This window comes from Methanobacterium alkalithermotolerans, from assembly GCF_018141185.1.
Taxonomy (GTDB): domain Archaea; phylum Methanobacteriota; class Methanobacteria; order Methanobacteriales; family Methanobacteriaceae; genus Methanobacterium_F; species Methanobacterium_F alkalithermotolerans.
Genome location: NZ_CP058560.1, coordinates 194,327 through 217,210, shown reverse-complemented (window position 1 = coordinate 217,210; position 22,884 = coordinate 194,327). Strand labels below are relative to the sequence as shown.

At 34.3% G+C, this 22,884-nt stretch carries 31 protein-coding genes; 14 read left to right on the top strand and 17 right to left on the bottom strand.

What is annotated here, in order from left to right; translation table 11 throughout:
- The first annotated feature begins 28 nt into the window (after positions 1-28).
- Positions 29-592 (top strand): methylated-DNA--[protein]-cysteine S-methyltransferase, encoded by a 564-nt coding sequence (locus HYG87_RS01070; RefSeq protein ID WP_211533396.1) that lies wholly within the window; start codon positions 29-31, stop codon positions 590-592.
- Positions 593-695: 103 nt separating this feature from the next.
- Here HYG87_RS01070 and atwA read toward each other — a convergent pair whose 3' ends face one another.
- Genes atwA through HYG87_RS01055 form a run of 3 tightly spaced genes read right to left on the bottom strand, consistent with a single transcriptional unit; the run spans position 696 to position 3,292 of the window.
- Complete coding sequence (gene atwA, locus HYG87_RS01065) at positions 696-2,288, bottom strand: methyl coenzyme M reductase system, component A2 (RefSeq protein WP_211533395.1); 1,593 nt, start codon at positions 2,286-2,288, stop codon at positions 696-698.
- A gap of 12 nt (positions 2,289-2,300) precedes the next feature.
- Positions 2,301-2,891: a DUF134 domain-containing protein gene (locus HYG87_RS01060; RefSeq protein WP_211533394.1), complete on the bottom strand. Its 591-nt coding sequence runs from the start codon at positions 2,889-2,891 to the stop codon at positions 2,301-2,303.
- A 32-nt stretch (positions 2,892-2,923) separates the two neighbouring features.
- Positions 2,924-3,292: a NifB/NifX family molybdenum-iron cluster-binding protein gene (locus HYG87_RS01055; RefSeq protein ID WP_211533393.1), complete on the bottom strand. Its 369-nt coding sequence runs from the start codon at positions 3,290-3,292 to the stop codon at positions 2,924-2,926.
- A gap of 98 nt (positions 3,293-3,390) precedes the next feature.
- Between HYG87_RS01055 and HYG87_RS01050 the strand changes: the two genes are divergently transcribed.
- A complete protein-coding gene (locus tag HYG87_RS01050) occupies positions 3,391-3,693 on the top strand; it encodes a carboxymuconolactone decarboxylase family protein (protein WP_211533392.1) in 303 nt (100 codons plus the stop codon).
- Between the two features lie 93 nt (positions 3,694-3,786).
- Here HYG87_RS01050 and HYG87_RS01045 read toward each other — a convergent pair whose 3' ends face one another.
- Positions 3,787-6,225: a PAS domain S-box protein gene (locus HYG87_RS01045; RefSeq protein WP_211533391.1), complete on the bottom strand. Its 2,439-nt coding sequence runs from the start codon at positions 6,223-6,225 to the stop codon at positions 3,787-3,789.
- Positions 6,226-6,368: 143 nt separating this feature from the next.
- Positions 6,369-6,767, bottom strand: coding sequence for a DUF2085 domain-containing protein (locus tag HYG87_RS01040; protein ID WP_211533390.1), 399 nt, complete (start codon positions 6,765-6,767; stop codon positions 6,369-6,371).
- Between the two features lie 59 nt (positions 6,768-6,826).
- On the opposite strand from HYG87_RS01040, the gene HYG87_RS01035 reads away from it, so the two are divergent.
- Positions 6,827-7,036 (top strand): hypothetical protein, encoded by a 210-nt coding sequence (locus HYG87_RS01035; protein ID WP_211533389.1) that lies wholly within the window; start codon positions 6,827-6,829, stop codon positions 7,034-7,036.
- A gap of 228 nt (positions 7,037-7,264) precedes the next feature.
- Here HYG87_RS01035 and HYG87_RS01030 read toward each other — a convergent pair whose 3' ends face one another.
- Together HYG87_RS01030 and rnc are read right to left on the bottom strand one after the other, a co-directional pair.
- Positions 7,265-7,687 (bottom strand): rhodanese-like domain-containing protein, encoded by a 423-nt coding sequence (locus HYG87_RS01030; protein ID WP_211533388.1) that lies wholly within the window; start codon positions 7,685-7,687, stop codon positions 7,265-7,267.
- Positions 7,688-7,747: 60 nt separating this feature from the next.
- Complete coding sequence (rnc, locus tag HYG87_RS01025; protein WP_211533387.1) at positions 7,748-8,407, bottom strand: ribonuclease III; 660 nt, start codon at positions 8,405-8,407, stop codon at positions 7,748-7,750.
- 137 nt (positions 8,408-8,544) lie between these two features.
- On the opposite strand from rnc, the gene HYG87_RS01020 reads away from it, so the two are divergent.
- Together HYG87_RS01020 and HYG87_RS01015 are read left to right on the top strand one after the other, a co-directional pair.
- The gene (locus tag HYG87_RS01020; RefSeq protein WP_211533386.1) at positions 8,545-9,231 is read left to right on the top strand and encodes an SGNH/GDSL hydrolase family protein; all 687 of its coding nucleotides are present in this window, start codon (positions 8,545-8,547) and stop codon (positions 9,229-9,231) included.
- Between the two features lie 212 nt (positions 9,232-9,443).
- Entirely contained in the window at positions 9,444-9,662 is a 219-nt protein-coding gene (locus tag HYG87_RS01015) for a TRAM domain-containing protein (protein WP_211534176.1), read from the top strand.
- A gap of 102 nt (positions 9,663-9,764) precedes the next feature.
- Here the strand turns inward: HYG87_RS01015 and HYG87_RS01010 are convergent, their stop codons facing one another.
- The 4 genes from HYG87_RS01010 to HYG87_RS01000 form a co-directional block, all read right to left on the bottom strand.
- Positions 9,765-10,658: a tetratricopeptide repeat protein gene (locus HYG87_RS01010; RefSeq protein WP_211533385.1), complete on the bottom strand. Its 894-nt coding sequence runs from the start codon at positions 10,656-10,658 to the stop codon at positions 9,765-9,767.
- A 140-nt stretch (positions 10,659-10,798) separates the two neighbouring features.
- Entirely contained in the window at positions 10,799-10,993 is a 195-nt protein-coding gene (locus HYG87_RS01005) for a P-II family nitrogen regulator (protein WP_211534175.1), read from the bottom strand.
- A 26-nt stretch (positions 10,994-11,019) separates the two neighbouring features.
- Entirely contained in the window at positions 11,020-11,148 is a 129-nt protein-coding gene (locus HYG87_RS11025; protein ID WP_256438692.1) for a hypothetical protein, read from the bottom strand.
- Positions 11,149-11,397: 249 nt separating this feature from the next.
- Complete coding sequence (locus HYG87_RS01000; RefSeq protein ID WP_211533384.1) at positions 11,398-11,733, bottom strand: DUF5518 domain-containing protein; 336 nt, start codon at positions 11,731-11,733, stop codon at positions 11,398-11,400.
- Between the two features lie 252 nt (positions 11,734-11,985).
- Here HYG87_RS01000 and HYG87_RS00995 point away from each other — a divergent pair, with 252 nt between their 5' ends.
- Positions 11,986-12,348: a hypothetical protein gene (locus HYG87_RS00995; RefSeq protein ID WP_211533383.1), complete on the top strand. Its 363-nt coding sequence runs from the start codon at positions 11,986-11,988 to the stop codon at positions 12,346-12,348.
- Between the two features lie 52 nt (positions 12,349-12,400).
- Positions 12,401-12,691, top strand: a complete 291-nt coding sequence (locus HYG87_RS00990) for a hypothetical protein (RefSeq protein WP_211533382.1) — start codon at positions 12,401-12,403, stop codon at positions 12,689-12,691.
- A 385-nt stretch (positions 12,692-13,076) separates the two neighbouring features.
- Here HYG87_RS00990 and HYG87_RS00985 read toward each other — a convergent pair whose 3' ends face one another.
- A complete protein-coding gene (locus HYG87_RS00985; protein ID WP_211533381.1) occupies positions 13,077-13,349 on the bottom strand; it encodes a HepT-like ribonuclease domain-containing protein in 273 nt (90 codons plus the stop codon).
- Positions 13,350-13,443: 94 nt separating this feature from the next.
- Positions 13,444-13,752, bottom strand: a complete 309-nt coding sequence (locus HYG87_RS00980; protein ID WP_211533380.1) for a nucleotidyltransferase family protein — start codon at positions 13,750-13,752, stop codon at positions 13,444-13,446.
- Between the two features lie 160 nt (positions 13,753-13,912).
- Between HYG87_RS00980 and HYG87_RS00975 the strand changes: the two genes are divergently transcribed.
- Positions 13,913-14,092, top strand: coding sequence for a hypothetical protein (locus tag HYG87_RS00975; RefSeq protein WP_211533379.1), 180 nt, complete (start codon positions 13,913-13,915; stop codon positions 14,090-14,092).
- Entirely contained in the window at positions 14,089-14,517 is a 429-nt protein-coding gene (locus HYG87_RS00970; protein ID WP_211533378.1) for a hypothetical protein, read from the top strand. The genes HYG87_RS00975 and HYG87_RS00970 overlap by 4 nt, the downstream gene beginning before the upstream one ends.
- Positions 14,518-14,570: 53 nt before the next feature.
- On the opposite strand, the gene HYG87_RS00965 is transcribed toward HYG87_RS00970, so the two are convergent.
- Together HYG87_RS00965 and gdhA are read right to left on the bottom strand one after the other, a co-directional pair.
- Positions 14,571-14,861 carry a nucleotidyltransferase family protein gene (locus HYG87_RS00965; protein ID WP_211533377.1) on the bottom strand — a complete coding sequence of 97 codons (291 nt, stop codon included), beginning with the start codon at positions 14,859-14,861 and terminating at the stop codon, positions 14,571-14,573.
- A gap of 678 nt (positions 14,862-15,539) precedes the next feature.
- A complete protein-coding gene (gene gdhA, locus HYG87_RS00960) occupies positions 15,540-16,874 on the bottom strand; it encodes an NADP-specific glutamate dehydrogenase (protein ID WP_211533376.1) in 1,335 nt (444 codons plus the stop codon).
- 259 nt (positions 16,875-17,133) lie between these two features.
- Between gdhA and HYG87_RS00955 the strand changes: the two genes are divergently transcribed.
- Positions 17,134-19,056 carry an alkyl/aryl-sulfatase gene (locus HYG87_RS00955; RefSeq protein ID WP_211533375.1) on the top strand — a complete coding sequence of 641 codons (1,923 nt, stop codon included), beginning with the start codon at positions 17,134-17,136 and terminating at the stop codon, positions 19,054-19,056.
- Between the two features lie 23 nt (positions 19,057-19,079).
- Here HYG87_RS00955 and HYG87_RS00950 read toward each other — a convergent pair whose 3' ends face one another.
- Positions 19,080-19,259, bottom strand: coding sequence for a Glu/Leu/Phe/Val dehydrogenase dimerization domain-containing protein (locus HYG87_RS00950; protein WP_211533374.1), 180 nt, complete (start codon positions 19,257-19,259; stop codon positions 19,080-19,082).
- A gap of 729 nt (positions 19,260-19,988) precedes the next feature.
- Here HYG87_RS00950 and HYG87_RS00945 point away from each other — a divergent pair.
- The 4 genes from HYG87_RS00945 to HYG87_RS00930 all read left to right on the top strand — a co-directional run bounded on the left by HYG87_RS00945 (position 19,989) and on the right by HYG87_RS00930 (position 21,502).
- Complete coding sequence (locus HYG87_RS00945) at positions 19,989-20,291, top strand: nucleotidyltransferase domain-containing protein (protein WP_211533373.1); 303 nt, start codon at positions 19,989-19,991, stop codon at positions 20,289-20,291.
- A complete protein-coding gene (locus tag HYG87_RS00940) occupies positions 20,284-20,610 on the top strand; it encodes a HEPN domain-containing protein (protein WP_211533372.1) in 327 nt (108 codons plus the stop codon). The genes HYG87_RS00945 and HYG87_RS00940 overlap by 8 nt, the downstream gene beginning before the upstream one ends.
- A 368-nt stretch (positions 20,611-20,978) precedes the next feature.
- A complete protein-coding gene (locus HYG87_RS00935) occupies positions 20,979-21,326 on the top strand; it encodes a ribbon-helix-helix domain-containing protein (RefSeq protein ID WP_211533371.1) in 348 nt (115 codons plus the stop codon).
- Positions 21,323-21,502 carry a hypothetical protein gene (locus tag HYG87_RS00930; protein WP_211533370.1) on the top strand — a complete coding sequence of 60 codons (180 nt, stop codon included), beginning with the start codon at positions 21,323-21,325 and terminating at the stop codon, positions 21,500-21,502. The genes HYG87_RS00935 and HYG87_RS00930 overlap by 4 nt, the downstream gene beginning before the upstream one ends.
- A 121-nt stretch (positions 21,503-21,623) precedes the next feature.
- On the opposite strand, the gene HYG87_RS00925 is transcribed toward HYG87_RS00930, so the two are convergent.
- On the bottom strand, positions 21,624-22,502 hold the full coding sequence (locus HYG87_RS00925) for a type II CAAX endopeptidase family protein (protein WP_211533369.1): 879 nt from the start codon (positions 22,500-22,502) through the stop codon (positions 21,624-21,626).
- Between the last annotated feature and the right edge of the window lie 382 nt (positions 22,503-22,884).

The following is a 22,884-nucleotide window of genomic DNA, read 5'->3' as shown; positions in this document are numbered from 1 at the left end:
GGAAACAACATAAATTATAATTGATTATATGGAAAACATTAAATTAAAACTCATCAAATCCACTCCTTTTGGCCCGGTAGCAATCATCTGGTCCTTAAAAAAATATGAACCACTTATTAATCTAATAATCTTATCCCATCCTCAGGAAAGTGCCGGGATAAGGGTAAGTAAATTGTACAGGGATATTAAAAGAGGTAGTTGTCCTGAAATTGATGAGGTTTCCTCTAAAATAAAATCTTTTTTAAGGGGGGAGGATATTTTGTTCTCACTAGATAGGGTGGATTTGGAAAGTTGCACTCCTTTCCAGAGAAGTGTTTTAGAAGCTGAATATAATATCCCCCGGGGTAGAATTACCAGCTATAAGACCCTGGCTTCTTATCTTGGGAAAGATAAGGGTGCCCGGGCCATAGGAAATGCCCTGGCCCGTAACCCCTTTCCTGTTATTATCCCCTGTCATAGAGCTATTCGTTTTGATGGATATCTGGGAGGTTTTCAAGGTGGCGAGGATATGAAACGGGCACTACTGGAAGCAGAAGGTCTTATTTTTGATCATAATGGTCGGGTAATTTGCAAAGATTTTTATTATGAATAATGTTTAATATTTTTTGGCAGGATCAACTATCCAGGCCATTACCACCGTGGCAATGGTTATTCCCATAATTATTAACTTCTCCATGAAATCACCTGGAATTAATTTAAGTATTTTTTAGCATTTTTTCTTTCTCACCTTGGGTTAAATCCGCCACTATTTTTGTGGGAGCCCCGCTACTCAGGACTTTACCTCCTCGCATAAGGGTGGCCACATCACAAATATCCAGTACAAAATCCATATCATGGGAAATAATCAGGAAAGTCTGATTTAATTCCTCCCGGGCTTTTATTATAGAATCTGTTAACTGCACCCGGGTAATAGGATCCATGGTACCGGTGGGTTCATCCAGAATAACAATTTTTGGTTCTTTAATCAATATCTGTGCCAGAGCCACCCGGTGGCGCTCTCCACTACTTAACTCATCCGGGTACTTATGGAGCATGAGTTGAGCATAGTTTTCTGTAAAACCAACCGCCTGCAGGACAAATATGGCCTTTACTTTTCCAAATTCAGCAGGTAATTCCAGACTTATAGAATCGGTCAGGTTTTCTATAACTGTTTTATGTGGATAAAGACTGTATTCCTGGTGTAAGAGTCCTATATAAGGGGTTACTCTACCTCTACCCTGTGGCCCTTTTTGAGTCATATCTATCCAGTTTTCACCCAGCCTAACATTTATTTTACCTGAGCTGGGATCTGTTAAACCGCATAGCATCCGGGAAAGGGTGGTTTTACCTGCTCCACTTAAACCCACAATACTGGATATTTCTCCTTCATTTACCACCAGATTAACTCCATCTACTGCCTTAATTACTCCCCTTTCAATGGAGTAATAATGTTTTTTCACGTTTTCTATATTTATAATAGGATTAGCAACCAGGGTGTGGTCTTTTTTCTCAGGTAGTGGCACAGTGTCCATGAAACTTTTTACTACAGTTTCCGGATCTCCCTTTTGGATAATTTTACCATTATCCAACCATATAACCTGGTCAGATAATAATTTCATCACTTCCGGCCAGTGGGAAGTGATTAGCATGGTCTGACCCTTATTTTTAACCCCGTTTAATAGTGTTTCATGGATTAGTTCTGCAGTTTTAGGATCCAGGGTTCCGGTGGGTTCATCTGCTAAAAAAAGCATGGGATTTTTAGCCATTTGACGGGCAAGGACCACTCTTTGTTTTTCCCCACCACTTAAATCCCGGGCTATCTGGGTTACCCGGTGGGTCATATGGGTCATTTCCAGAAGCTCCAGGGCCTGATAGGTACTCTCAGCTGAATCATCTGGAAAAGCCTTTAAGACATTATCTATCACTGTATCATCTTCATACAGGGCAAAGGTTCTCTGGAGCATGATGGATATTCGGCGGCGAATAGCTGCAAATAAACTCCGGTGGCAGTTCCAGAAATCAACTCTCTGTAATTCCAACCGGGTTCCACAGGAACATTTTTCATCTTTTCGGGATGGTGGTTCTACTCTAAGACAATCAGGACACAATGCCAGGTTATAAATTATCTGGCCTTCATCAGGACGGTAATCTTTCATACCCCGTAACATGTTAATGAGTATGGATTTCCCTGATCCACTTTTTCCTAAAATACCCAGTACACTCCCTTCCTCCAGTTCTAAATTTATATTCTGGAGGGCTAAATGGTCTTGAAAGGATTTACAAACATTTTTTAGTTCAATGAAGTTCAAATTATCACCATTTCAGATAGAATCGGATCCACAAAGGGGCATATCACATTCCGGACACTTGGTGTTTCTACATGGTACTCCTCTTTTTTTGGGAGATTCAAAGCCACAGTTAGGACATTTACATACTGTCGGGGCTCCTGCACCTAAACCAGGACCTCCAAAAGATCGGCGCTGTGTGATATCCTGTTTTGAATCATCTTCCTCTTTTTCAATAATTTGAATATTTTCTGAATCACAATCAGGACATTTCTCATATACTTTTTTGGGACTGCTCCACTTAAAGGCACAGACATTGCATTTATATTCTTTATTTTCTGTCATAAAATCATCTCCAGTTATTATTATGGTGCTTCCTTCAATCAGAGCCCGGGCAATTTTTTTTCGGGCTGATGAAATGATGCGGTGAAATGTGGGTTGGGATATTTCCATTAATTCCGCTGATTTTTTTTGTTGAATATCATGATAATCCCGAAGTCTTATTGCTTCAAACTCATCTATAGTAATTTCAATAACACTTAATGGGGCTTTTTCATCATTTTCCGGTTTAAAACATCTAATACGGGGTTGATTTCTTATTTTCCTAATACGTCGTGGCCTGGACATAAATGAATATATATTCAATTACAGTTATAAATTTATTTCCCGGTAGGGAACCCGGCCTGCAGATTGCTAAGTTTGGTTAACTTACCCTGCTGGTATAAATTTATATTCTGTTTAACTGTTCCTCTGTGACTTTTATAGGCGGTTATACTGGCATTATTCAATACTCTCAAGGCTACATGTCCCAGTTTACCGGTTATAAGAATATTTATATTTTCACCAGCCAGAAATTGAGCAGCTAAGTTGCCTGCAGCTTTATCCTTTCTGAATGGATTTTCCACAGATTCAATAGTTACAATTTTATCATCTACCATTTCCAGAATTATAAAGTCCCGGCTACGGCCAAAAAGATCACTGGTCTGGGATTCTATGTCCCTTCCCTGGGAAGCTATGGCAATTTTCATGTTTAATCCTCCTTTATGAATATATATTCATTAATCTTATATAAGATTTATCTTGGCTAAAATTAAATAAATTTACAAAAAAAACAGGAGGTGAAATTTTGAAAAAGGATAAACCCCGACCGTACCAATTCGCTAAAGCCATAAATGGTGACCTGGAAGAAGCATTTAATAATCTATCATTTCAAATAATGAAAGATGGTGCTCTTTCCACCCGGGAAAAAACTTTAATTGCTCTGGCCTGTGCTGTGGCGGTTAAATGCAAGCAGTGCATAAAAGCTCATGAAAAAAAAGCCCAGGAAGAAGGATGTTCCCGGGAAGAAATATTGGAAGCCGCTGCAGTAGCTGGCCAGGTAAGATTAGGATCTGGATTTACTTTTGCATCCTACTTGCTGGAAGAATAATATAAAAAAAATCAGAGGATATAATCATCCTTTTTTTACATAACTCGATAGGGGTTGATATCGTTTTAAGAAAAGTTATGGCAAATCCCGCTATCATCCTCTATTTACATAACTCATAGGGGGAAATATAATCTCATAACTGGTGCCCTGACTATTATCCAGTTTAATAACTCCATCAATCTGTTTAACCAGGGCATCAATCAGGTGCAACCCCAGAGTATCGGTTTCTCCCCACTCAATATCTTCCGGAATTCCCACACCATTATCAGCCACCCTTAAAAAGAATCTATCATCCACCATTTTCATAGATATATCAATTCTACCATTTTCGTCTTTTTTAAAAGCATATTTAGCTGAGTTAGATACCATTTCATGGATAATAAGTCCCAGAGGTATAGCCAGATCCATGGTAATTTTTATTTCATCCATATCCAGTTTCCAGTCGATATGGGAAATAAGATCATAGGTGTATAATATATCAGACACTAAACGAGTTAGATAATCCTTAAAATTAATCATAGAAAAAGATTTGGACTTATAAAGTTTTTCATGCACCATAGCCATGGATTTTACCCTGCCCTGGCTTTCTTTCAGGATATTAATTGCCTCCGGGGAATTTTCATACTTTATCTGCAAATTCATGAGACTGGATATAATCTGCATATTATTTTTCACCCGGTGATGGATCTCTCTTAAGAGTATATCTTTTTCTTCCAGAGAGGATTTTATCATCTCCCCATCACGAACCCGGCCGGTTATATCCCTTATAATGGATAAAACATTATCCTCATTTAATTTAATAAAACGAGCTTCAAAATACCGATTACCAGCAGGAACATCCAGTGCATATTCAATTGTTTCCAGGGTATTGGTAATTAAGGTAGTTTTAATCATTTTTAATATCTGCTCCAAATCAGCCGGTGATAAGCCCATCTGGGAGATATTACTGCCAACAATTTCCTTTTCCGGAATGGACATCAATTCTGGATTTTTAGGAGAATAATCCTGGATAAACCCTTCCTTACTTATAACCAGCATCATATCCGGGATGGCCTTTATAAGCTTCTTACTTTTATTTTCACTTTCTGTTAATGCTTTTTCAAAATCATATCGATCCAGGGCACTGCCAATAGAATCTGCTGCTGTTTTTAAAATGGTGAGTTCATATTCCTTCCAGTTTCTCTCCTGAGTGCAATTATCAAATCCAATAAAACCCCATAATTTATCCTGCACCAGCACTGGAACCAGAAGCAGTGATAAGATACCCTGCTTTTCTACTATTTCATGGGTATAAGAATCTAAATCACGACTTAAACTATAAAATGGTTTTTTCTGGGTGAAATTGGTTATTAAATCAGGGGATAGTTTTTCATAGGGAATATTCTGCAAATCATTATTATATAACTGGGCCTCAACCTGACCATTAGTCCATTCCATCCAATGGCTGGTTAATAAACGTCCGGTAGATTCTTCTACATGATTTTTAAAAATATAAGCCCGGTCAATCCGGGTGGCACTTCCAATTTCCTCCAGGGAATCCTGAATAGCTGCCTTTAGATTAGGACTGTTTATGAGGATATGATTCATCCGGGCCACACCTTCTAGTAGTTTCTCCCGGTTTTTTAATTCCTCTTCTGCCTTTTTTCGAGGGGTTATATCTCTTAAATTAACCAGATTAGCCACTTTACCCTGAAATTCTATTTTTCTACCCAGTCCTTCCACCCATTTAACCTGACCGTATTTGTCTTTAATCTGGTAGTTTCCCAGAAAACCAAATTTATCCTCTTTTACCATCTGCTGATGATTTTCAATATCCATCATGGATTGCCCCAGGGCAAAATCTTTAACATGAAAACCCTGCAAAGGAGTCCGGGGATCAATATCCACCAGTTCAAATGCGGCTCGATTGGCAAAAAGGATTGACCCTTCAAAATCTAATATTATAACTGCATCTAACATGTTATCAATCAGGGAGTGGAATAACTTTTCACTTTCTGTTAGATTTTTTTCTATTTCTTTTTCCCGGGTTACATCCCGGGCACAACCCACAGTCCCGATTATCTCCCCTTTTTCATCCCTAAAAGGAGCTTTATGAACATCTAAAAATAAGAATTCCCCCTTAACATTTCCAAACTCATCAAAACGACCTGGTTTTTCGGTTTTAAGTACAAATTCATCTGAATCGGTACAAATCTCACCAAAGGTATGCCATTTTTTGTTTTCTGGATGAAGTGAGCGCTCCCTGTTGGCAAAATACATATCGGTTTTACCCAGGGCTTCCATGGTGTCCCGGGCATTTAATAATTTTTCAGCTATAGCCCGGTTAGTAAAAATGAATTTCTTATCCCTATCCTTGGCCCAGATCATATCCGGCACATTATCACACATCAAGCGCACCATGTGATAGAGATCCTCAAAAACCTGCTCCCTTTTTTCATCGGCAGGATAACCCTTCTGCATATAATCCTTTAATTCTTCCCAATTTTTAATAACATGGTCGGGAGTAAGGGATGATTCTGCTTTTTTTCCCATCTTTTTAACCCCTGAAATAGTAATTTTTACCTGGTGATTAAACTTAAATTTATTCATAAATTACATATACATCTTAATATTGGTAGTTACTCAAGTTATATTTTTGGGGATTAACATTCTATAATAAAATGAGATTTAGAATATTAAAAAAAATAATAATCATGCTTTATTTCAATAAAAAAAATCTCCATTATACCTAAAAAGCGTATACTGGTAATTATAATCCCTAATCCCACTCCCCCTATGATTCCAGTTATAAAGCGGAGTCTGTTGTTACTTTCTCTTAAAGTAAAGTACTGGGTTATTCCATCACATAGGGTGGGAATTATTAATAATAACCCTGCTAAAAATAGGGTTAAATTGAATCCCCAGTTAAAAATAAGCAGTATAATGATATAAGAGAAGCTCCCCAGATATAAACCAGTGCACCGGGCACATACTGGTAAAGGATGTCCTTTAATTTTAAAAGACCTCTCCGGGCAGCCATGACATATTATATGGCCCTTAAAAAATTTTTCACGAAAAAATCCTTTACTGGACATATACAAATATATGTGTCTTGAAAATATATTATATATACTATTAAGGGAGAGTGGATATTATGGTTTTTGATGCCCTGGCAGAGATAGGAGCAGTGACTATTGGTATAATTGTAGTGATTATTGTAGCTGCAGTGGCTGTACTTTTTCTGGTGCCTGCCGTTTTAATATTGTTAATTGGATTTTTAAGTTTTCTATTAAATAATCCCTTAGGATGGGTCATTCTGGCAGTTTTAATTGTGGGAATATGCTGCTGTGCCGGATCTAAATAAGTTAGTCCAGTTTAAAATTTCATCCAAGTAAGGCTATTGGGCCTAATATTAAAAAAAATAATTTATTTATTCTTAATATTATCCTATTTAGTACAAGATTAAGATGAAAAATTATATTTTAGATATTCTGGATTAAGTTTAAGCAAATTCCTGATTTCTGACATCTTTATGATAGAAAGTGGCACTTAAATTGATTTTAAAAAATAAAAATAAAAATAATTAAATTATTCAAGTTTCCACAGGATATCCTGCATCTACCCATGCCTGATAATTTCCTTCCAACCGATATACTTTGGTGAATCCAGCATCTACAAGTTTTTGGGCTCCTTCAATGGCAACACTATCCACATGACAGTATACCAGGTAGGTATCATTTTTATTTAATGTGGGTATAGCATTATCCAATGAACCATCAGAAACTGGATAATTTACAGCGCCAGGTAGGTGTCCTTCATCAAATTTAGGCGAAGCATCAATTATCACAATATCGGGTGTATTATTTATCAGTACTTGTGCCTCTGCAGGAGTAACATCCATATAGCCTGGGATACCAGTCTCATTGGTGGTGTTAACGTTATTGGTGGTACAACCAGATATCATTACCAGACCTGAAATTAAAACCAGTAAAACCAGAATAGTTTTGGGTTTCATAATAATAATAATTGAACTTTAAATCTTAAGTATTTATGCCAGGAAGTTTGAAAATCAGGTTTAGTATCTAAGATTGCCTAAAGTAAATTTAGCCGCATTCTGTTCAGCTTCCTTTTTACTGCCACCCTTACCTGTACCCTTTCTTTTACCATTAATAACCGCGGTCATGGTAAATATCTTATCATGAGGTTCCCCTACTTCATTTATTAACTCATAACTTAATTCCAGTGATTTCTGATCACATAAATGTTTTAACTGGGATTTATAATCATAAAAAAAGATTTCTCCCTGGCGTATGTGGGGGATTACTGTTTGGTAGAGAAATCTTTTGGTGGTTTCCAGACCGGAGTCCAGATACATTGCACCAACAAAGGACTCAAATACATCACTGATAACTGAATCAATTTCTCTGGTGGTTAATTCCACCCCTGCACCAATTTTTATATATTTATCCAGGCCTATTTTGGTAGAATAAGTATAGAGTGCTTTTTTACACACATAATTTGAGCGAAGACGGGTTAATTCCCCTTCACTTAAGGAAGAATCCATATTATATAAATATTCAGATACCACCAGATCCAGTACGGTGTCACCAAGAAATTCCAATCTTTCATAGCACTCATCCAGGCCGTTTTCATTGGAATAAGACTCATGTATAAAAGCCAAATGGTAAAGATGAGGATTAAGGGGTTTAATTGAATATCTTTCGAGTAGTTCCATAATATCACATTGATTTTTAAACCTAATAAAATTAAATTTTCACCAGGATAATATGACCTTAAACAAAATTTAATTTCTCTAATAGTTTACCTTAATACTAAAAACATAATTATTTTCAAAATAAAGGATAAATTTACATGATAGCCTGCCTGGGAGATAGTATAACCGTCGGTCGCCCTGGTGAATCATATCTTAAATATATGGATTCACCCCGTGACTACCATAACCATGGATGCAGTGGTGAGACTTTATCTGGATTATCCCGTAGAATTGATAGTTTTATTAGCCAATCCTATGATGATTTTATAATTGAAATAGGCGTAAATGATATTTTATTACCCTATTTAAAAGACCATTCCCTGGCCTGGAATCACAAAGTCCAAAAACTAATTCTCCGGGGAAGCATACCCTTAGAAGAGGTTCAGGATTTTAAAAGGGAGTATGAAAAGTTAATCTGGAAGTTAGAGGATAAAAATGTTAAAATTATAAGTATCCCCTGTATAGGCGAAGTTTTAAACAGTAATTTGAATCAGAAAGTGGATGAATATAATGATTCCATCCAGGAACTCTGTGAAAAATATCACCTGAGGTATATTGATTTTAATAAATGGCAAAAAATGGCCCTAGGACTGAGTGAATTTAGATCTCCTTATTTTATATCCACATCCACTTATGGCCTAATGTTTGATTCAGTTTTAACCACCAGATTAGGACTCTCTGATTTTATCAGTAAAATTAGAAGGCTGGTGGTGACTGTTGACGGGGTGCACTTAAATAAAAATGGGGCACAAAACCTGGCCCGATTAATCCAAAAAACAGAATAAAAAATACAATTAAAAATTTTTTTACCCCACCAGAATATTTTTGCCTGGCCTATTTTTTTTAGAATTTTAAAAGTTATCCTGGATAAAAATAAAATCCCTCCCCCTTACTTTTATATTATCCTAAAAAATTTTAAATTGATTTACAATACTTATATAAGCTTAAAAAATCAATAGTGTATTGCCTATTAGGCAAAAATTTGGAAGTGATACATTTGTTTGGAGATAGTTATAATAATAGAGATAGTTCTGCACCTATTAAAGAAGGTGAAGAATATGATGTTAAGATTGAAGATACCGGTAGAGATGGAGATGGGATTGCTCGTATAGAAGGTTTTGTAGTTTTCGTTTCAGGCGCCAAAGAAGGCGATGAAGTAAAAATTAAAATTAACTCTATTAGAAGGAATTTTGCCTTTGCTGATGTAGTAGAATAATTTTATTCTAAAAAAAAGGATATTATAAACCAATTTCCAGGTTTATATTACACCTTTTTTCATTATTCAATACTTTAACATTTAAATTAAATTTCTTTTTATTTATTTCATATCCGGGAGTTCCCGGGCCAGGTGTTCTTTTACTTTATTATTTAAGCTCTCAGGGATATCATCCTTTTCAGGGGCTAGGTGTATAAATTTTTTATAAGCATTTACTGAATCCTCTTTTTTTTGTAATTTTTCTAGAACAATTCCTTTATTATACCAGGCTTCTGCATATTCTGGATCCACTTTTAAAACTTTATCAAAGTAATTCAGGGCTTTATCAAAATTACCGGATTCTTTTTCTATAATACCCAGATTGAAGTTAGATAAAATAAAACCAGGACTAATATCCAGTGCTTTTTGGAAAAACTCTATGGCTCCAGGATAATCTCCTCTACTCATAAGTAACTGTCCCTTATAATTTAGAGCCTCAGGATTCTCACTTTCTATACTCAATAATTTATCGAGTATTTTCTCTGCTTCTTCACTTTTGCCCTGTTTAAATAAAGCCTCACCCTGGTATAAAAGGGCGTCGGGAAATAGGAATTCGTTTTCTGGATATTTTTTAAAATACTCCACCGATTCTGAGTAATTACCAGAATCCAGTAAGAATTTTCCCATAAGATACACAGCATCAGGGTGATCTTTATCTAAATCCAATGCTATTTGAGCAGCATGCAAACCTTCAGGGACGTCATGAAGTAATTCTAAAATCCAGGCCTTTTTTATCCAGGCTTCCGCATCATCGGGATCCAGTTCAAGAGCAACTTCTATGGCCTCCAGGGCTTCATTATCCCTTTTCAGGTTTATTAAAGTGAGTGCCTTCATAAACCAGGCTTCCTGGTTACCTAAATCCATATTAATTATTTTTTCAAAATATTCCAGGGCCTCTTCATATTCTTCATTATCAAAGTAATCCAGGGCTTCATTAAATTCGTTTTCAGCTATCATATTATGGTCTCTTAAAAAAAAAGGTGTAGATTATAAGTTTCACCTATTTTATAAAAATAATCTCAAAAATTCATTTTTCATAAATTATTAAAAAAAAGGTCTTATTTGGGGATTTACAAGTTTTCAGTGACTATTATTAATTAGAATTCTTCTATATTGCATCCATCCACCCCATAGGGGGTTAGGCCTACCACCTGATCCACATCCATTACAAAGGCCAGACCGGTTCCAGGTTTATCTAATTTTCCTTCCTGGCGAATAGTTTGGAGTACAGGGTCCACATATTTTTCCTGAATTAGAATCATCATTATTTCTTTGCGAGGCTCTATAGGCATCCCCAGGAATTCTTTTTTATTATGTTTTACTTTTCCCCTTCCATAGAAAATGGTTCCCCCTTCTTTCTGGCTTCTTGTGCTTTTTCCAGAACTTTACTTGCTTTTTCTACTTTTACAATAGCAAATATGACCTTTAATTGTGTGTTTTCAACCAAAATCCAGGCCTCCTTTATCCATTATTTATAGTTTAAAAACTAATTAAACTTATTCTTATAATCCCCTTAACTTATGCAGGCCCCCTAAAAATTTAAAATAGCTTAAAAAATAATTTTTGTATTATTTTTCCGGGATGCTCAGCTTTTTATAGGTCTGGAGGGCAATATCTCATGATATTTATATAAAATCAGGAAACTAAAATACTTTTTTTTAATAAATATCCAGTAAAATAAGGTCTTCCAAGGTTACTAATAAGTTCTTTTTTTAATATAGGCACCTAGGGTACCGCCTATTGATCCAAAAATGCCAGAAAATATTGCCAGTACAAAAAATGAAATAATAAAAGTTCCGGGTACTCCTATTAGTCCCAGGGGAATGGCTTTAAAAAGTAATAAGTTAATCATTAAAACAAAGATGGTAGCTATGAAGACAACCAGGATACCATGAATAGCCCCGGTAGGGTATTGTCCCCCTACCCGGTAACCAGCATACAGGGTGGCGATTATATATCCGCCTATGGAAAGAATAATACTAAGCACTATGGCCATGCCAGAACAAATAAGGACACTTTTCCAATCTATCATAATATTGACTCTTGAAATTTCATAACTAATAACCTGTATATATCATCATATTATATATACTTAAAATTTAAACCATTTCCAGATAAAATAAGACTTCTAGAAATGTTTATTGGTATTAAAAGATTAAAGAGTAGTTTTCTTTTGTTCTATTCATTGATTTTTTTTAAAGAGCCTTTCGAAATTACTTATCCCCGGCTCTCTATCTTAATCTCTTTTAATCATGTCCTCATCTAAAAATAATAGTGATAAAAAATGGATTATGCTATTATAAAAATTGAGGATCAAAAACTAATCTCCTGTAACTGGGAATCAATACCCTTGGGGGATAATATTATTGTTTTCCCTAAAAAAGAACTAGAAGAAACCCTGCAACAGGTGAAAGAATATTTAGAAAAAGCAGAAAAAAACAGTGAAAAAATCACCAGAGGCCATGTTAAATATAAAAAACAGGCTTTAAGTAAATTTGGTGATGATTTAAGCAGGGCTTATGCTCTTATTGATTCTATGGGTAAATTTAAATTACAATCATCCATTCTACAATATCAAAAACCGGTGGTGATTAGTCGAAAAAGAAAAAGATTATTCTCTAATAAATATGAATCGGCCTTATTTTGAGCTTAGGATATACTATTTTTTTCTTTAAGAAAATTGACCAGGAGATAATCGGATGAAGTCCCTTAAAATGAAAAAACCAGATGATGAATTAATGCTCTATCATCACGGAGTATTCCCGGCTGATGAGGAAATCCTTGTGTTTTCCTTGAATGACTTTTTAATATTTCAAGGGGATGTGCAAAAGTCCCTGGAAGCTGCCCTGAAAATAGTAAATGATTCCCGAAATAACAATTCCACCCATGGCCCCCGGGTGGATGCCCAGAGAACCTTAAACTGGATAAAAAAAACCCAGGAAAACCTGAAAAAAATCAAAAAAGATGACGGCCAGAAACAGTTAATTTGATTACTGGGTCCACTCTTAAGGCCAATCACTTCTCTATAAACCATTTAATTACATATGCTCACTTAAATTATAAAATAGCTATAATAAAAGTTGTAATGATAAGTTATTCTTTTTTTTATTCAACAATCTGATTATTTTTTTTCTAGAAAATTTGTTTTGATACTAATAACAGGGAGTGTTGCAAAAAGTATGAAAAAAATAATTGCTCCAATAAAGTAAACTAAATCACTTTGAGTCGTAAGATATACGGATCTAAAGGAGTATATGTAGAATAGCCTCCTTCATGACCTGTTTTTTTTATTTCCTTGCGAACTGTATCAATAAGAACCACATCAATCTTTATATGGATTTCATCTTTTAGAAACTTATTTGAAAAGAAATTGTATTATGAATTTTCCATATCTTTTAAAATATCTTTAATTTGTGTTTCAATTTCAGGAAGCCTATTTTTAATGGTTTCCCAGACTATTTCCGGATCAACTCCGAAATAGCCATGGATTAGTTTATCCCGCATTCCGGCCATTCCTTTCCAGTTAATATTATCATTTGAACTTTTTACTTGGTCTGATATATTCTTAGCAGCCTCACCAATAACTTCTAAGTTTCTTAAAACAGCATCGAATGTTTTTCTATCATTTATAAAATCAGAATAGTCCAAATCACTATATATTGATCAATAAATTGAATGGATTCTAAAATATCTTCAATAAATAATATTTGGTCTCTAGAGGACATGAAATTACTCCAGTTAATCACTTGGATTTTACTTTAACAAATTCCATATCTTTCATTATATTGGGCCTCACACGATCTTTAATACCACCAGAGGTCAATATTTCTACTTTTATATCCAGTAAATCTGATAAATATCCTTCTAATTCTACTAACTGAATAAAATCAGGTGTGGTTTCAAAATTAATTAGTAAATCCAGGTCACTTTTTTCGCTTTGTTCCTGGCGGGCATATGATCCGAATAGGCCTATTTTATCTACATGAAAGTTTTCTCTTAAGAACTGAAAATCTGTTTCAAGTATTTTTAATACTTCTGATTTTGTTTTCATAAAACCACATAATTAATAAATTCTCTGATTAATTATTGATTTTTAATGCTATTATAATTATCATAATTGATTTTATTAATTCAACTTAGAATGCCATGTATTAGTAGTGACCAATAATTCAACCAATACATTGAACGGGACAGTTTTAACCAATAAACAAATGCAAGATATTAAAGGAACATATTCATCGATGTATAAAGAGATTATTGCACTAGCTCCATTATTTAAATTAGCTGTTTCTATACCTGCAGTAATAGTATTAGGAAAAGTTTTATTACATATTGTTGCAATAGGAGTACCTTTTGCTGCCCCTGCATCTCTCCTCAACAATATACGGTGAATAATCAAATTGGAAATCGTGCGATTGGCAAACCCACCAATAAATATACGAAACCACAAACTACAGTTAATAGATATATACCTGGAAAGGGATGGGTATCCACTACAGGTTATATATCTTCCAGCAATATACGCCCTGTTGATTTGGAATATCAACATAATTATGAAAAATATACAAATCGGAAAGTTAGTGAATTAAACAAAATTATTGATACAATAGAACAAACAGGCCAGCGAAGTGAGTTTAGACAAAAGGCAAAAAATGATGAGTTGGTAAGAAGGTTTAATCAATACCCCATGATTAATGATTCTCCTCGTCCTGATGATGCTGATCCTTCAAGCATAACTGAAATTATTTTGGATGGATATAAACGAAGTTTTATCGTCTTCTTTGAATTCATGAAAGTCCATTTCACCAATAAATAGTTCGATAGAATCCATAGCTTCTAAAATATCTTTTAGATAAAGCTTAGGATCCCTCATACTAGAATGGCCTCCTTCATGACCTGTTTTTTTATTTCCTTGCGAACTGTATCAATAGGGACCACATCAATATTTATATGAATTTCATCTTCTAGAAACTGAGATAATTCTACTAGATCCAGTAGATTAGCACTTTCATTGAATTCTACTAAAACATCAAGATCACTATCAGGAGTTTCTTCCCCACGCACATACGAGCCGAAAATGGCCTTTATTTGTGCATTGTATTTGTCCTGAATTTGAGGGTTTAAATTCCTAATTAGTTTGAGTATTTCTTCTTTTTCCATTTTAATCCCTCTTATGATTCCATATCATTCAAATATGTGGCATTACAAGGTAATTGATGCTTCAGATTTTCTTCTCATGAAACCCACAATATTGATTTTATTATTTAATTATTGATTTAGTAATTATTATAATTAATCATAAATATTTATTAATTTAAACTAGATTAATTATACAGATAAACCGGGAAGTCATTGTACCTTGAGGTACCCTTTGAAAAGTGCTTTCAGGTGATGATTCTTATTTTAGATCATTTGATGAATAAAGTTTTTACTAAAAAGTATTTAAAATCCAGAGAATTTAATAAAGGGTTAAATCCAATTGCTATACACTGCCAAATTGATGATTAGCTTTAAGGCATAAAAAAAAATAATAATTGGTTAATATATTTTAATGGACTTCTAATTCAATAAAAAATAAAAAAATACAAAGGGTTTTTTTTTGGTTAAGATTAAACCAGCCCACGAACAGTACAGCTAAATCTACATAAGCTACTGGTAAACCAGTGCGTTTTTAATTTAAAGTTTGCTAGGAAATGAATAAGATTAGGTTAGAAAAGGATTAGTAATCGGGATCCTTCATCAGAATCCGACTAAAGGCAATGAAAATAGAAATATGTTAATACTCAACTAAATTATATATGAATTTTTAAGTATCTTACTCATATACGCATATAGTTATTAGACAATTCCCTGAGCCATCATTGCCTTTGCAACTTTAATAAATCCTGCAATATTAGCTCCAACTACATAGTTGCCTTCAAATCCATATTCTTTAGCCATTTTATCAATATTTCTATATATGTCAACCATGGTTCTTTTTAATCGGGAATCAACCTCCTCAAATGACCAGTGCATATTTGAGCTTCTTTGTGCCATTTCCAGTACACTGGTTGTAACTCCTCCCGCATTAGCTGCTTTTCCTGGTAAGAAAATTAATCCGGATTTTAAGAATAATTTAGTAGCTTCAGGCGTTGATGGCTTATTTGCTCCTTCTGCGACATATTTTACTCCATTATTAATAAGTTTTATTGCTGATTCTTCATCTAACTCATTTTGGGTAGCACAGGGAAGAGCTATATCACATTTTATATTCCAAAGACCTTTACTTCCTTCTTTATAGATGGTATCAGGAAAATCATTTAAGTATTCATAGATACATTTTCTTTTTTCTTCTTTGATATGTTTTACAAATGGAATAGATATTCCATTTTCATCATAAATGTAACCTTTTGAGTCAGACATAGCAATAACTGTTGCTCCAAGTTGTATAGCCTTTTCAGCTGCATATAGGGCCACATTTCCTGAACCAGAAACTATTATCTTTTTACCTTCCAAAATTTCTCCCCTTGCTTTTAAAGCTTCTTCCAATATATAAATAAGGCCATAGCCTGTTGCTTCTCTTCTTACAAGAGATCCACCATATTCTATTCCACTACCGGTTAATACGCAATTATGCCTGTTTGCAATTCTATTATACTGCCCAAATAGGTATCCCACTTCTCTTAAACCCACACCAATATCCCCTGCTGGGACATCAATTTCAGGACCAATATAATTTTTAAGTTCAGTCATGAAACTCTGGCAGAATCTCATAACCTCAGCATCGGATTTTCCTTTTGGATTAAAATCGCTTCCACCCTTTGCACCGCCTATTGACATGCCGGTAAGGCTGTTTTTTAAAATCTGTTCTAATGCTAATAATTTAAAAACCGATAAATTAACCGACTCATGAAAACGAAGCCCGCCCTTATAGGGGCCCAGTGCACTGTTAAACTGAACACGAAAACCTCGATTTACCTGAACTTTGCCATTATCATCAACCCAGGGTACTCTAAACATAATCACTCTTTCAGGTTCTAAAAATCTTTCTAAAATCTTTGCTTCCTGAAATTCAGGATGCCTTTCAAATACTACATTAAGACATCTTAAAATCTCAGTGGCAGTCTGTATGAACTCTCCTTCATAAGGATTTTTTCTCTTTAGATCTTCTAATACATCATCTACGTATGTCATATCCTCACCTTCTTATTTTAAAAACAGATTAACAAATATTATTTGCCTGATATCATTATCTTTCTTTTTTAATTATTTTAATAGATTAATATTGTTTTTGGATGATAACCTTGTTTTCAAGTGTAAGTACACCCCCTCATGAAAAACTTTTTCCAACCACGTAAAACTAAAAATCATTATATATAAATTAAAATTTTTATTAATGAAAAAAGATAATATATGTAGTATATTGATGTAAATCCCAGGAGAAGTGAACATTATGGTTTATGAGTTTAATTCAAGTAGAAAAGAAGCTTCCGACTTTACAAAAGCTGCAAATAAAGAGATGATTTCTAAATTAGATTTTGACGATCGTAGAGATTATGAATTAGTCGAAAGAGGATTTATTGCCACTTGGGATGAAGATACTATTAAAGATGAAAAGGGAACTGTGGTCTGGGATTTCAAAAGGCTTGATTTGTTCAAAGAACATGAAGATGTTGATGCACCGGCCTCTGTAAATCCATCTTTATGGCGTCAGGGAAAATTGTTAAGTAGATATGGTTTATTTAAAGTTACAGATGGCATATATCAGGTCCGTAATTTTGACTTGGCTAATATGACAGCAATTCGGGGTGAAACTGGTTGGATTATTGTGGATGTATTGACCTGTAAAGAAACAGCTGCTGCGGCACTTTCTATGATAAGAAATTATGTGGAAGACTTGCCGGTAACTGGAGTTTATATAACTCACTCACACTTAGACCACTTTGGAGGTATTCATGGAGTTATTGAAAACGAACAAGATGTAAGAAGTGGAAAATTACCATTAATTGCACCATATAACTTTACGTTCGAAACTGGAGCGGAAAATGTTATTGCCGGGCCAATGATGAATCGACGTTCGGTTTATCAAGGCGGAAACCCCCTCCAATATGATGAAAAAGGAACAATAGGCGCAGGATTAGGTGTATCTGTTTCCACTGGTGAAGTGGGTTTAATTGAGCCAAATCACGAACTGGAAGGACTAGAACACGAAGAAGTTACCATCGATGGTGTTAAATTTATCTTCTCCGAAGCCAATGATACTGAAGCAGTTAGCGAATCATTATTTTATGTGCCTAAATACAAAGCAATATGTGGAGCTGAGGTTATTACAAGAAACCAGCATAACTTATTAACTCCACGAGGAGCACAAATTCGATCTTCATTAAAGTGGGCGAAAGTTATCAACCGCGTGATTGAAAAATTCGGTTCAGAGGCAGAAACATTCTTTAGCACCCATCACTGGCCAGAATTTGGAAATGAAAATGTATTGAAATTCCTGGAGCAACAAAGAGATATTTATTTTTACCTTCACAACCAAACCATGCGACTCATAAACTCAGGGGTTACCATCAGCGAGCTACCCTACGAGTTTGTAATAACAGAAGAATTAGAAAAGGCTTGGCATACCAGGGGATACTATGGTCACCAATGGCATAACACCAAGGCAATTTACCAGTACTATCTGGGATGGTACGATGGGAACCCTGCTACCTACCGTGAAGTTGCACCAAAAGTAGAAGGTCAAAATCTAGTTAAATTAGCGGGCGGTATTGATCAATTAATTGATAAAGCAGCAGAATCATTTGAAGATGGTGAGTATTTGTGGACTGCACAATTGCTTGGGAAAGTAGTATTTGCCTGTCCTGAAAATGAAAAAATAAGATTATTACTTGCCGATGCATTTGAACAACAAGGATACCAAGAAGAGTCAGGTATTAGACGTAACATGTATCTGCAAGGTGCAAAGGAATTAAGACAAAACCATGTTGATGCGGATATCTTCACAATCTCTGAAGAATTATCAGCTGGACTTAACCCGGAGCAATTATTAGACTTTTTGGGTGTTAGATTTGATTCATCCATTGATTTGCCACAATTAAAAATTAACTTGAACTTTACGGATGTAAAAGAAAAACGAAACTTGGAAATCACCCCTAACCGCGTATTGATAAATAGAAGTGGATTTAATACTGGATCAACAGTCACTCTTGAAGGGTCTAAATTAATTCTTTTAGCAGCATTAACCGGTTTTCATTCAGTAGAAGACCTAGAATCTGAAGGAGCATTGAAAATTCATGGAGATAAAAATACCATAAATCAACTTCAAAGTGCATTACTAACATTTGAAATAGACATACCAATAGTTACGCCATAAATATTGCTGATGCCTGGTACTTATCACTGGCCATGATGATTTTTAAATCTATTGACTTTAAAAAAGTTTAAGGTGTGATGAATTACAGACTCATGAAAACGAAGCCCGCCCTTATAAGGGCCCAATGCACTGTTAAACTGAACACGAAAACCTCGATTTACCTGAACTTTGCCATTATCATCAACCCAGGGTACTCTAAACATAATCACTCTTTTCAGTTAAAGTAGAGTGAATTATAGAAAAACTATTTCTAGAATTGGATCCTTGAATATTACCACATCGGACCATTGCACATTTAAGTCCTATTAATTTCTTCAAAAGCATATGTGCGGTTATTATAGGTTTATAAATTAAAGGAACCCGTGATGACTAAAAGGACCAGGGGCATGGTTTTTTGCTAATATAATAACGAGGTTTCTCAGGATTATGGGACCGGTTTTAACTAATTCTTAGTTGGAGATGATTAAAAATTCATTAATTTATTTCCAGTAAATTATTTATATCTAAAAAACAATCTTTATATAACAGGTAAAACCTGGGAGTCAGTGTACCTTGAGGTGCACGTTTAACAGTACTTCCAGGTCTGATTCTTATTTTTGATATTATTCCCATATTTTTGACTATAATCCACCTTTTTATCCCACTTTTAGGTCTTTAATACTCCCTATAATCCCTTTTTAAATATTCTTTAGCCGACCTATTTTCAGTTTTATTTTCTTCTAAATCTTCGTCCTGGGCCTAGATCTCTTCCAGATCCGACATCCCCACCGTCAGACCATATTTCAACAGCACCAGACAAAATATAATCATCCTTTTTCATTTTTGGAATAGTCCTTTCAAATCTTAATAATTCTTTAGAGCACTGGATAATTAAACCAATAAAATAATATTTATTTAAACTAAGAATAAACTATAGTATATTTGGTGATGGAATGAATAGGAAAAATTTAGCCATTAAATTTGCAAATTCTCTGGGATTTCCAGAAATAAAAAAGATAATTCTATTTGGTTCAGTGGCCCGTGGCGAAGATAATAAGGATTCGGATATTGATATTCTTATTGTTTCTACTAAAAAAGCCGAAACAAAGAATAAAATCATGGCTAAAATTACCGATGCTTTACTTGAAGGAGGCATATATATTTCTGCAAAGGTAATATCTCAAAAAGAATATGAAAACCTTAAAAACACCCATTTTATTTCAACAATTAATAAAGAAGGTGTAGTGATTGGATGAGAAAAAGATTCTAATAAATAATGCTCATGAAAAGCTTGAAGCAGCAAAAAATCTATTTGAAAATGGATTTTATAATGATTCTGTGAGCAGAGCATATTATGCAATGTTTTTTTCTGCTAAAGCATTATTATTTAAAAAAAATATTCATCCCAAGACCCATCGGGGATTAATTTCTCAATTTGGAATAGAATTTGTGAAGAAAAATGAATTTAAAAAGGAATTATTTGACTTGCTTGCCAGGGCTCAGGAAGATAGAGAAGAGGCGGATTATGGTTTATTCTCTAGTATAGATCAAAATGAGGCCAAAATTATAATTTAAGGTGCTGAATCTTTTTTAAATGAATGTGAGCTTAATTTATAATATATTCTTATAATATATTCTCATGTTTGATTTTATTATTCATAAAATAAGAAATAAAATTTACAATCAATATCACCAGAGATAATTTCAAAAAAAAAATCAAATTCTACTTCGTTAAATCTAGGTTAAACGAAGTTACCTATTTTTCTTACAAAACTGATTTTTCACCAAATGAAAATTATCCAGATCCGGCATATGTGAACTACCTCATATAGATTAGATTATTAAGATAGATAATATTTCTCAAATTTTTAAAATTCACTATTTTTTTCTAATTTAGCCCAAAAATGAAGAATTTATATATAGTTAACTATATATAACTTCATATGTCAGGGACCGAATCAGAATCAAAAACACCGTTGGCCAAAGCCATAGGTACTAAAGTCACACCCCGAGAAATTGAAGAAATAAATGGTTTAATTGATGCAGGAATATATCTTAGTGTCTCAGATTTTATAAGAGAAGCGGTTAGAGATAAACTTCGTGCAATTAAAGTTATAAAAGTTCGAAATATTGACTACGAATCGGCTAAAAGTGAAATTCTGGGTTATTACCGTAGCTATGAAGAAGCCTATGACTATGAAGTTGCTCATGATCTGGAACTTGATTATGAACTGGTTTGTGAAATAACCGAAGAACTGGAACTGGAAGGACGTTTAGGGGTAACTAAATGAGCCAAATTTACACTAAAGAAGGTGACACCTTAAAGGGGAATAAAATCGTCTCAGAAGCCAGGAAAATTTCAGATCCAATCATAATAGTAAAAAGTGGACGACATAAAGCACAGAGAATAATCTTAAAAGATAATGCTATGTGTAGGATAGCTAAAAAATATAAATTTATAAAATAATCCTGATTCAACTTCATTAATTCTAATATCGTTTATAAACACTTAACTTTAAAAAAAATATTATAGAAAAAACAAGGACCTCATTAGCCCTCATTTTTCCTAATTTTAATATCTAAGGTAATTATTCCTTTACCCTAAATTTTTTATCCTTCATCAAAGTTTTCCTACCCCAGATTATTAGAACCATCACCACGGTAACTAACATCAATATCAAATAAAATAATAGGGCGCTTTGTACTTCAAAAACCGGGAACAGGATGAAGGTGGATAAATTCAAAGAAGCATGGAATAGTAAAACAGCCAGGATACTTCTACCGGTATTATTGTATATCCAGGTAAATAAGATGGACATTAAGCTCATGGTTATAAGAGCCCCTATAAATAGAGATAGGGCCATGCCATATTGTGGTCCGGCCGCTCCTGTGCCGAAGTTTAAGGGGAAGTGCCACACCGCCCATACTACACCCAGGATGATACTGGATGTTAGTGCACTGCGGCTTGATTGCAAGCGGTCCAGGGCATAGCCTCTCCATCCAAATTCTTCCTGCAGGGGACCTCCCAGGAGCAAGAGATAAAAAAACCAGAATAATATTAACCAGGGTTCATAGAAAATACTTAAATTAGGCAGGGGATCTCCCAGAACTGAGGCAATAAGTAGTGCGGCTCCGGTAATAAAGGGCATCAGTAATAAGATTGGTAAATACCATATTTTATGAAATTTATAGTCTACTCCTCTTTTTAATAATTGAATAACACCATTTTTACCTTTATTGTAGTAGGTTAATAAAAATGCGGCGACAAAGGGACCCCAGGCACCTAAATTAAAGGGTCCCAGGAAAAAGTCAGCTAAAATGGAGGGGAATGGTATTCCCTGACCAATTAATATGGGGGGTATCCAGAAAAACCAGGAAAATAGAAAGGTTATTATAAAAAATAAATATAAGTTCCTTTTTTCAGATACCTGCACAGGTTCAGGGGGTTGGGTGGTATTTGAATTCATGAATAGTATTTAATTTAAATTTATATAATTATTCTTATATTTTGTATGGTGATAAATTCCGATTTCACCTAAAGAAAAATCTAGATTTATAAATTATTTTTTTATGGGCTTTATTTGATTTGAATATGCATTATTTTTTTTAACTTTCACCGGATGCAATATCTTTTTAAAATATAATAAAAACATTCTTCAGGGTATTATTTACTGATGAAAATCTAGCGGTTGTGAGGATAAATTACTCATCATTAGAAAAAATTTCCAAAATAGGCCTAAATCACAGGGTACATATAGACCAGTTAATTCATTTTCAGTGATTTCTTCATTTTTTAAAATCAGCAAATTTTCAATAAAAATATCTATTTTTCATGAAGTGTTTATGTGT

Excerpts from the sequence above, each read along its gene's own strand:
- HYG87_RS01070 (WP_211533396.1), top strand. The coding sequence starts at position 29 with ATGGAAAACATTAAATTAAAACTCATCAAATCCACTCCTTTTGGCCCG.
- HYG87_RS01060 (WP_211533394.1), bottom strand. The coding sequence starts at position 2,891 with ATGTCCAGGCCACGACGTATTAGGAAAATAAGAAATCAACCCCGTATT.
- HYG87_RS01055 (WP_211533393.1), bottom strand. The coding sequence starts at position 3,292 with ATGAAAATTGCCATAGCTTCCCAGGGAAGGGACATAGAATCCCAGACC.
- HYG87_RS01045 (WP_211533391.1), bottom strand. The coding sequence starts at position 6,225 with ATGGGAAAAAAAGCAGAATCATCCCTTACTCCCGACCATGTTATTAAA.
- HYG87_RS01040 (WP_211533390.1), bottom strand. The coding sequence starts at position 6,767 with ATGTCCAGTAAAGGATTTTTTCGTGAAAAATTTTTTAAGGGCCATATA.
- HYG87_RS01035 (WP_211533389.1), top strand. The coding sequence starts at position 6,827 with ATGGTTTTTGATGCCCTGGCAGAGATAGGAGCAGTGACTATTGGTATA.
- HYG87_RS01030 (WP_211533388.1), bottom strand. The coding sequence starts at position 7,687 with ATGAAACCCAAAACTATTCTGGTTTTACTGGTTTTAATTTCAGGTCTG.
- rnc (WP_211533387.1), bottom strand. The coding sequence starts at position 8,407 with ATGGAACTACTCGAAAGATATTCAATTAAACCCCTTAATCCTCATCTT.
- HYG87_RS01020 (WP_211533386.1), top strand. The coding sequence starts at position 8,545 with ATGATAGCCTGCCTGGGAGATAGTATAACCGTCGGTCGCCCTGGTGAA.
- HYG87_RS01010 (WP_211533385.1), bottom strand. The coding sequence starts at position 10,658 with ATGATAGCTGAAAACGAATTTAATGAAGCCCTGGATTACTTTGATAAT.
- HYG87_RS01005 (WP_211534175.1), bottom strand. The coding sequence starts at position 10,993 with ATGCCTATAGAGCCTCGCAAAGAAATAATGATGATTCTAATTCAGGAA.
- HYG87_RS01000 (WP_211533384.1), bottom strand. The coding sequence starts at position 11,733 with ATGATAGATTGGAAAAGTGTCCTTATTTGTTCTGGCATGGCCATAGTG.
- HYG87_RS00995 (WP_211533383.1), top strand. The coding sequence starts at position 11,986 with ATGGATTATGCTATTATAAAAATTGAGGATCAAAAACTAATCTCCTGT.
- HYG87_RS00990 (WP_211533382.1), top strand. The coding sequence starts at position 12,401 with ATGAAGTCCCTTAAAATGAAAAAACCAGATGATGAATTAATGCTCTAT.
- HYG87_RS00980 (WP_211533380.1), bottom strand. The coding sequence starts at position 13,752 with ATGAAAACAAAATCAGAAGTATTAAAAATACTTGAAACAGATTTTCAG.
- HYG87_RS00975 (WP_211533379.1), top strand. The coding sequence starts at position 13,913 with ATGCAAGATATTAAAGGAACATATTCATCGATGTATAAAGAGATTATT.
- HYG87_RS00965 (WP_211533377.1), bottom strand. The coding sequence starts at position 14,861 with ATGGAAAAAGAAGAAATACTCAAACTAATTAGGAATTTAAACCCTCAA.
- gdhA (WP_211533376.1), bottom strand. The coding sequence starts at position 16,874 with ATGACATACGTAGATGATGTATTAGAAGATCTAAAGAGAAAAAATCCT.
- HYG87_RS00955 (WP_211533375.1), top strand. The coding sequence starts at position 17,134 with ATGGTTTATGAGTTTAATTCAAGTAGAAAAGAAGCTTCCGACTTTACA.
- HYG87_RS00950 (WP_211533374.1), bottom strand. The coding sequence starts at position 19,259 with ATGTTTAGAGTACCCTGGGTTGATGATAATGGCAAAGTTCAGGTAAAT.
- HYG87_RS00945 (WP_211533373.1), top strand. The coding sequence starts at position 19,989 with ATGAATAGGAAAAATTTAGCCATTAAATTTGCAAATTCTCTGGGATTT.
- HYG87_RS00935 (WP_211533371.1), top strand. The coding sequence starts at position 20,979 with ATGTCAGGGACCGAATCAGAATCAAAAACACCGTTGGCCAAAGCCATA.
- HYG87_RS00930 (WP_211533370.1), top strand. The coding sequence starts at position 21,323 with ATGAGCCAAATTTACACTAAAGAAGGTGACACCTTAAAGGGGAATAAA.
- HYG87_RS00925 (WP_211533369.1), bottom strand. The coding sequence starts at position 22,502 with ATGAATTCAAATACCACCCAACCCCCTGAACCTGTGCAGGTATCTGAA.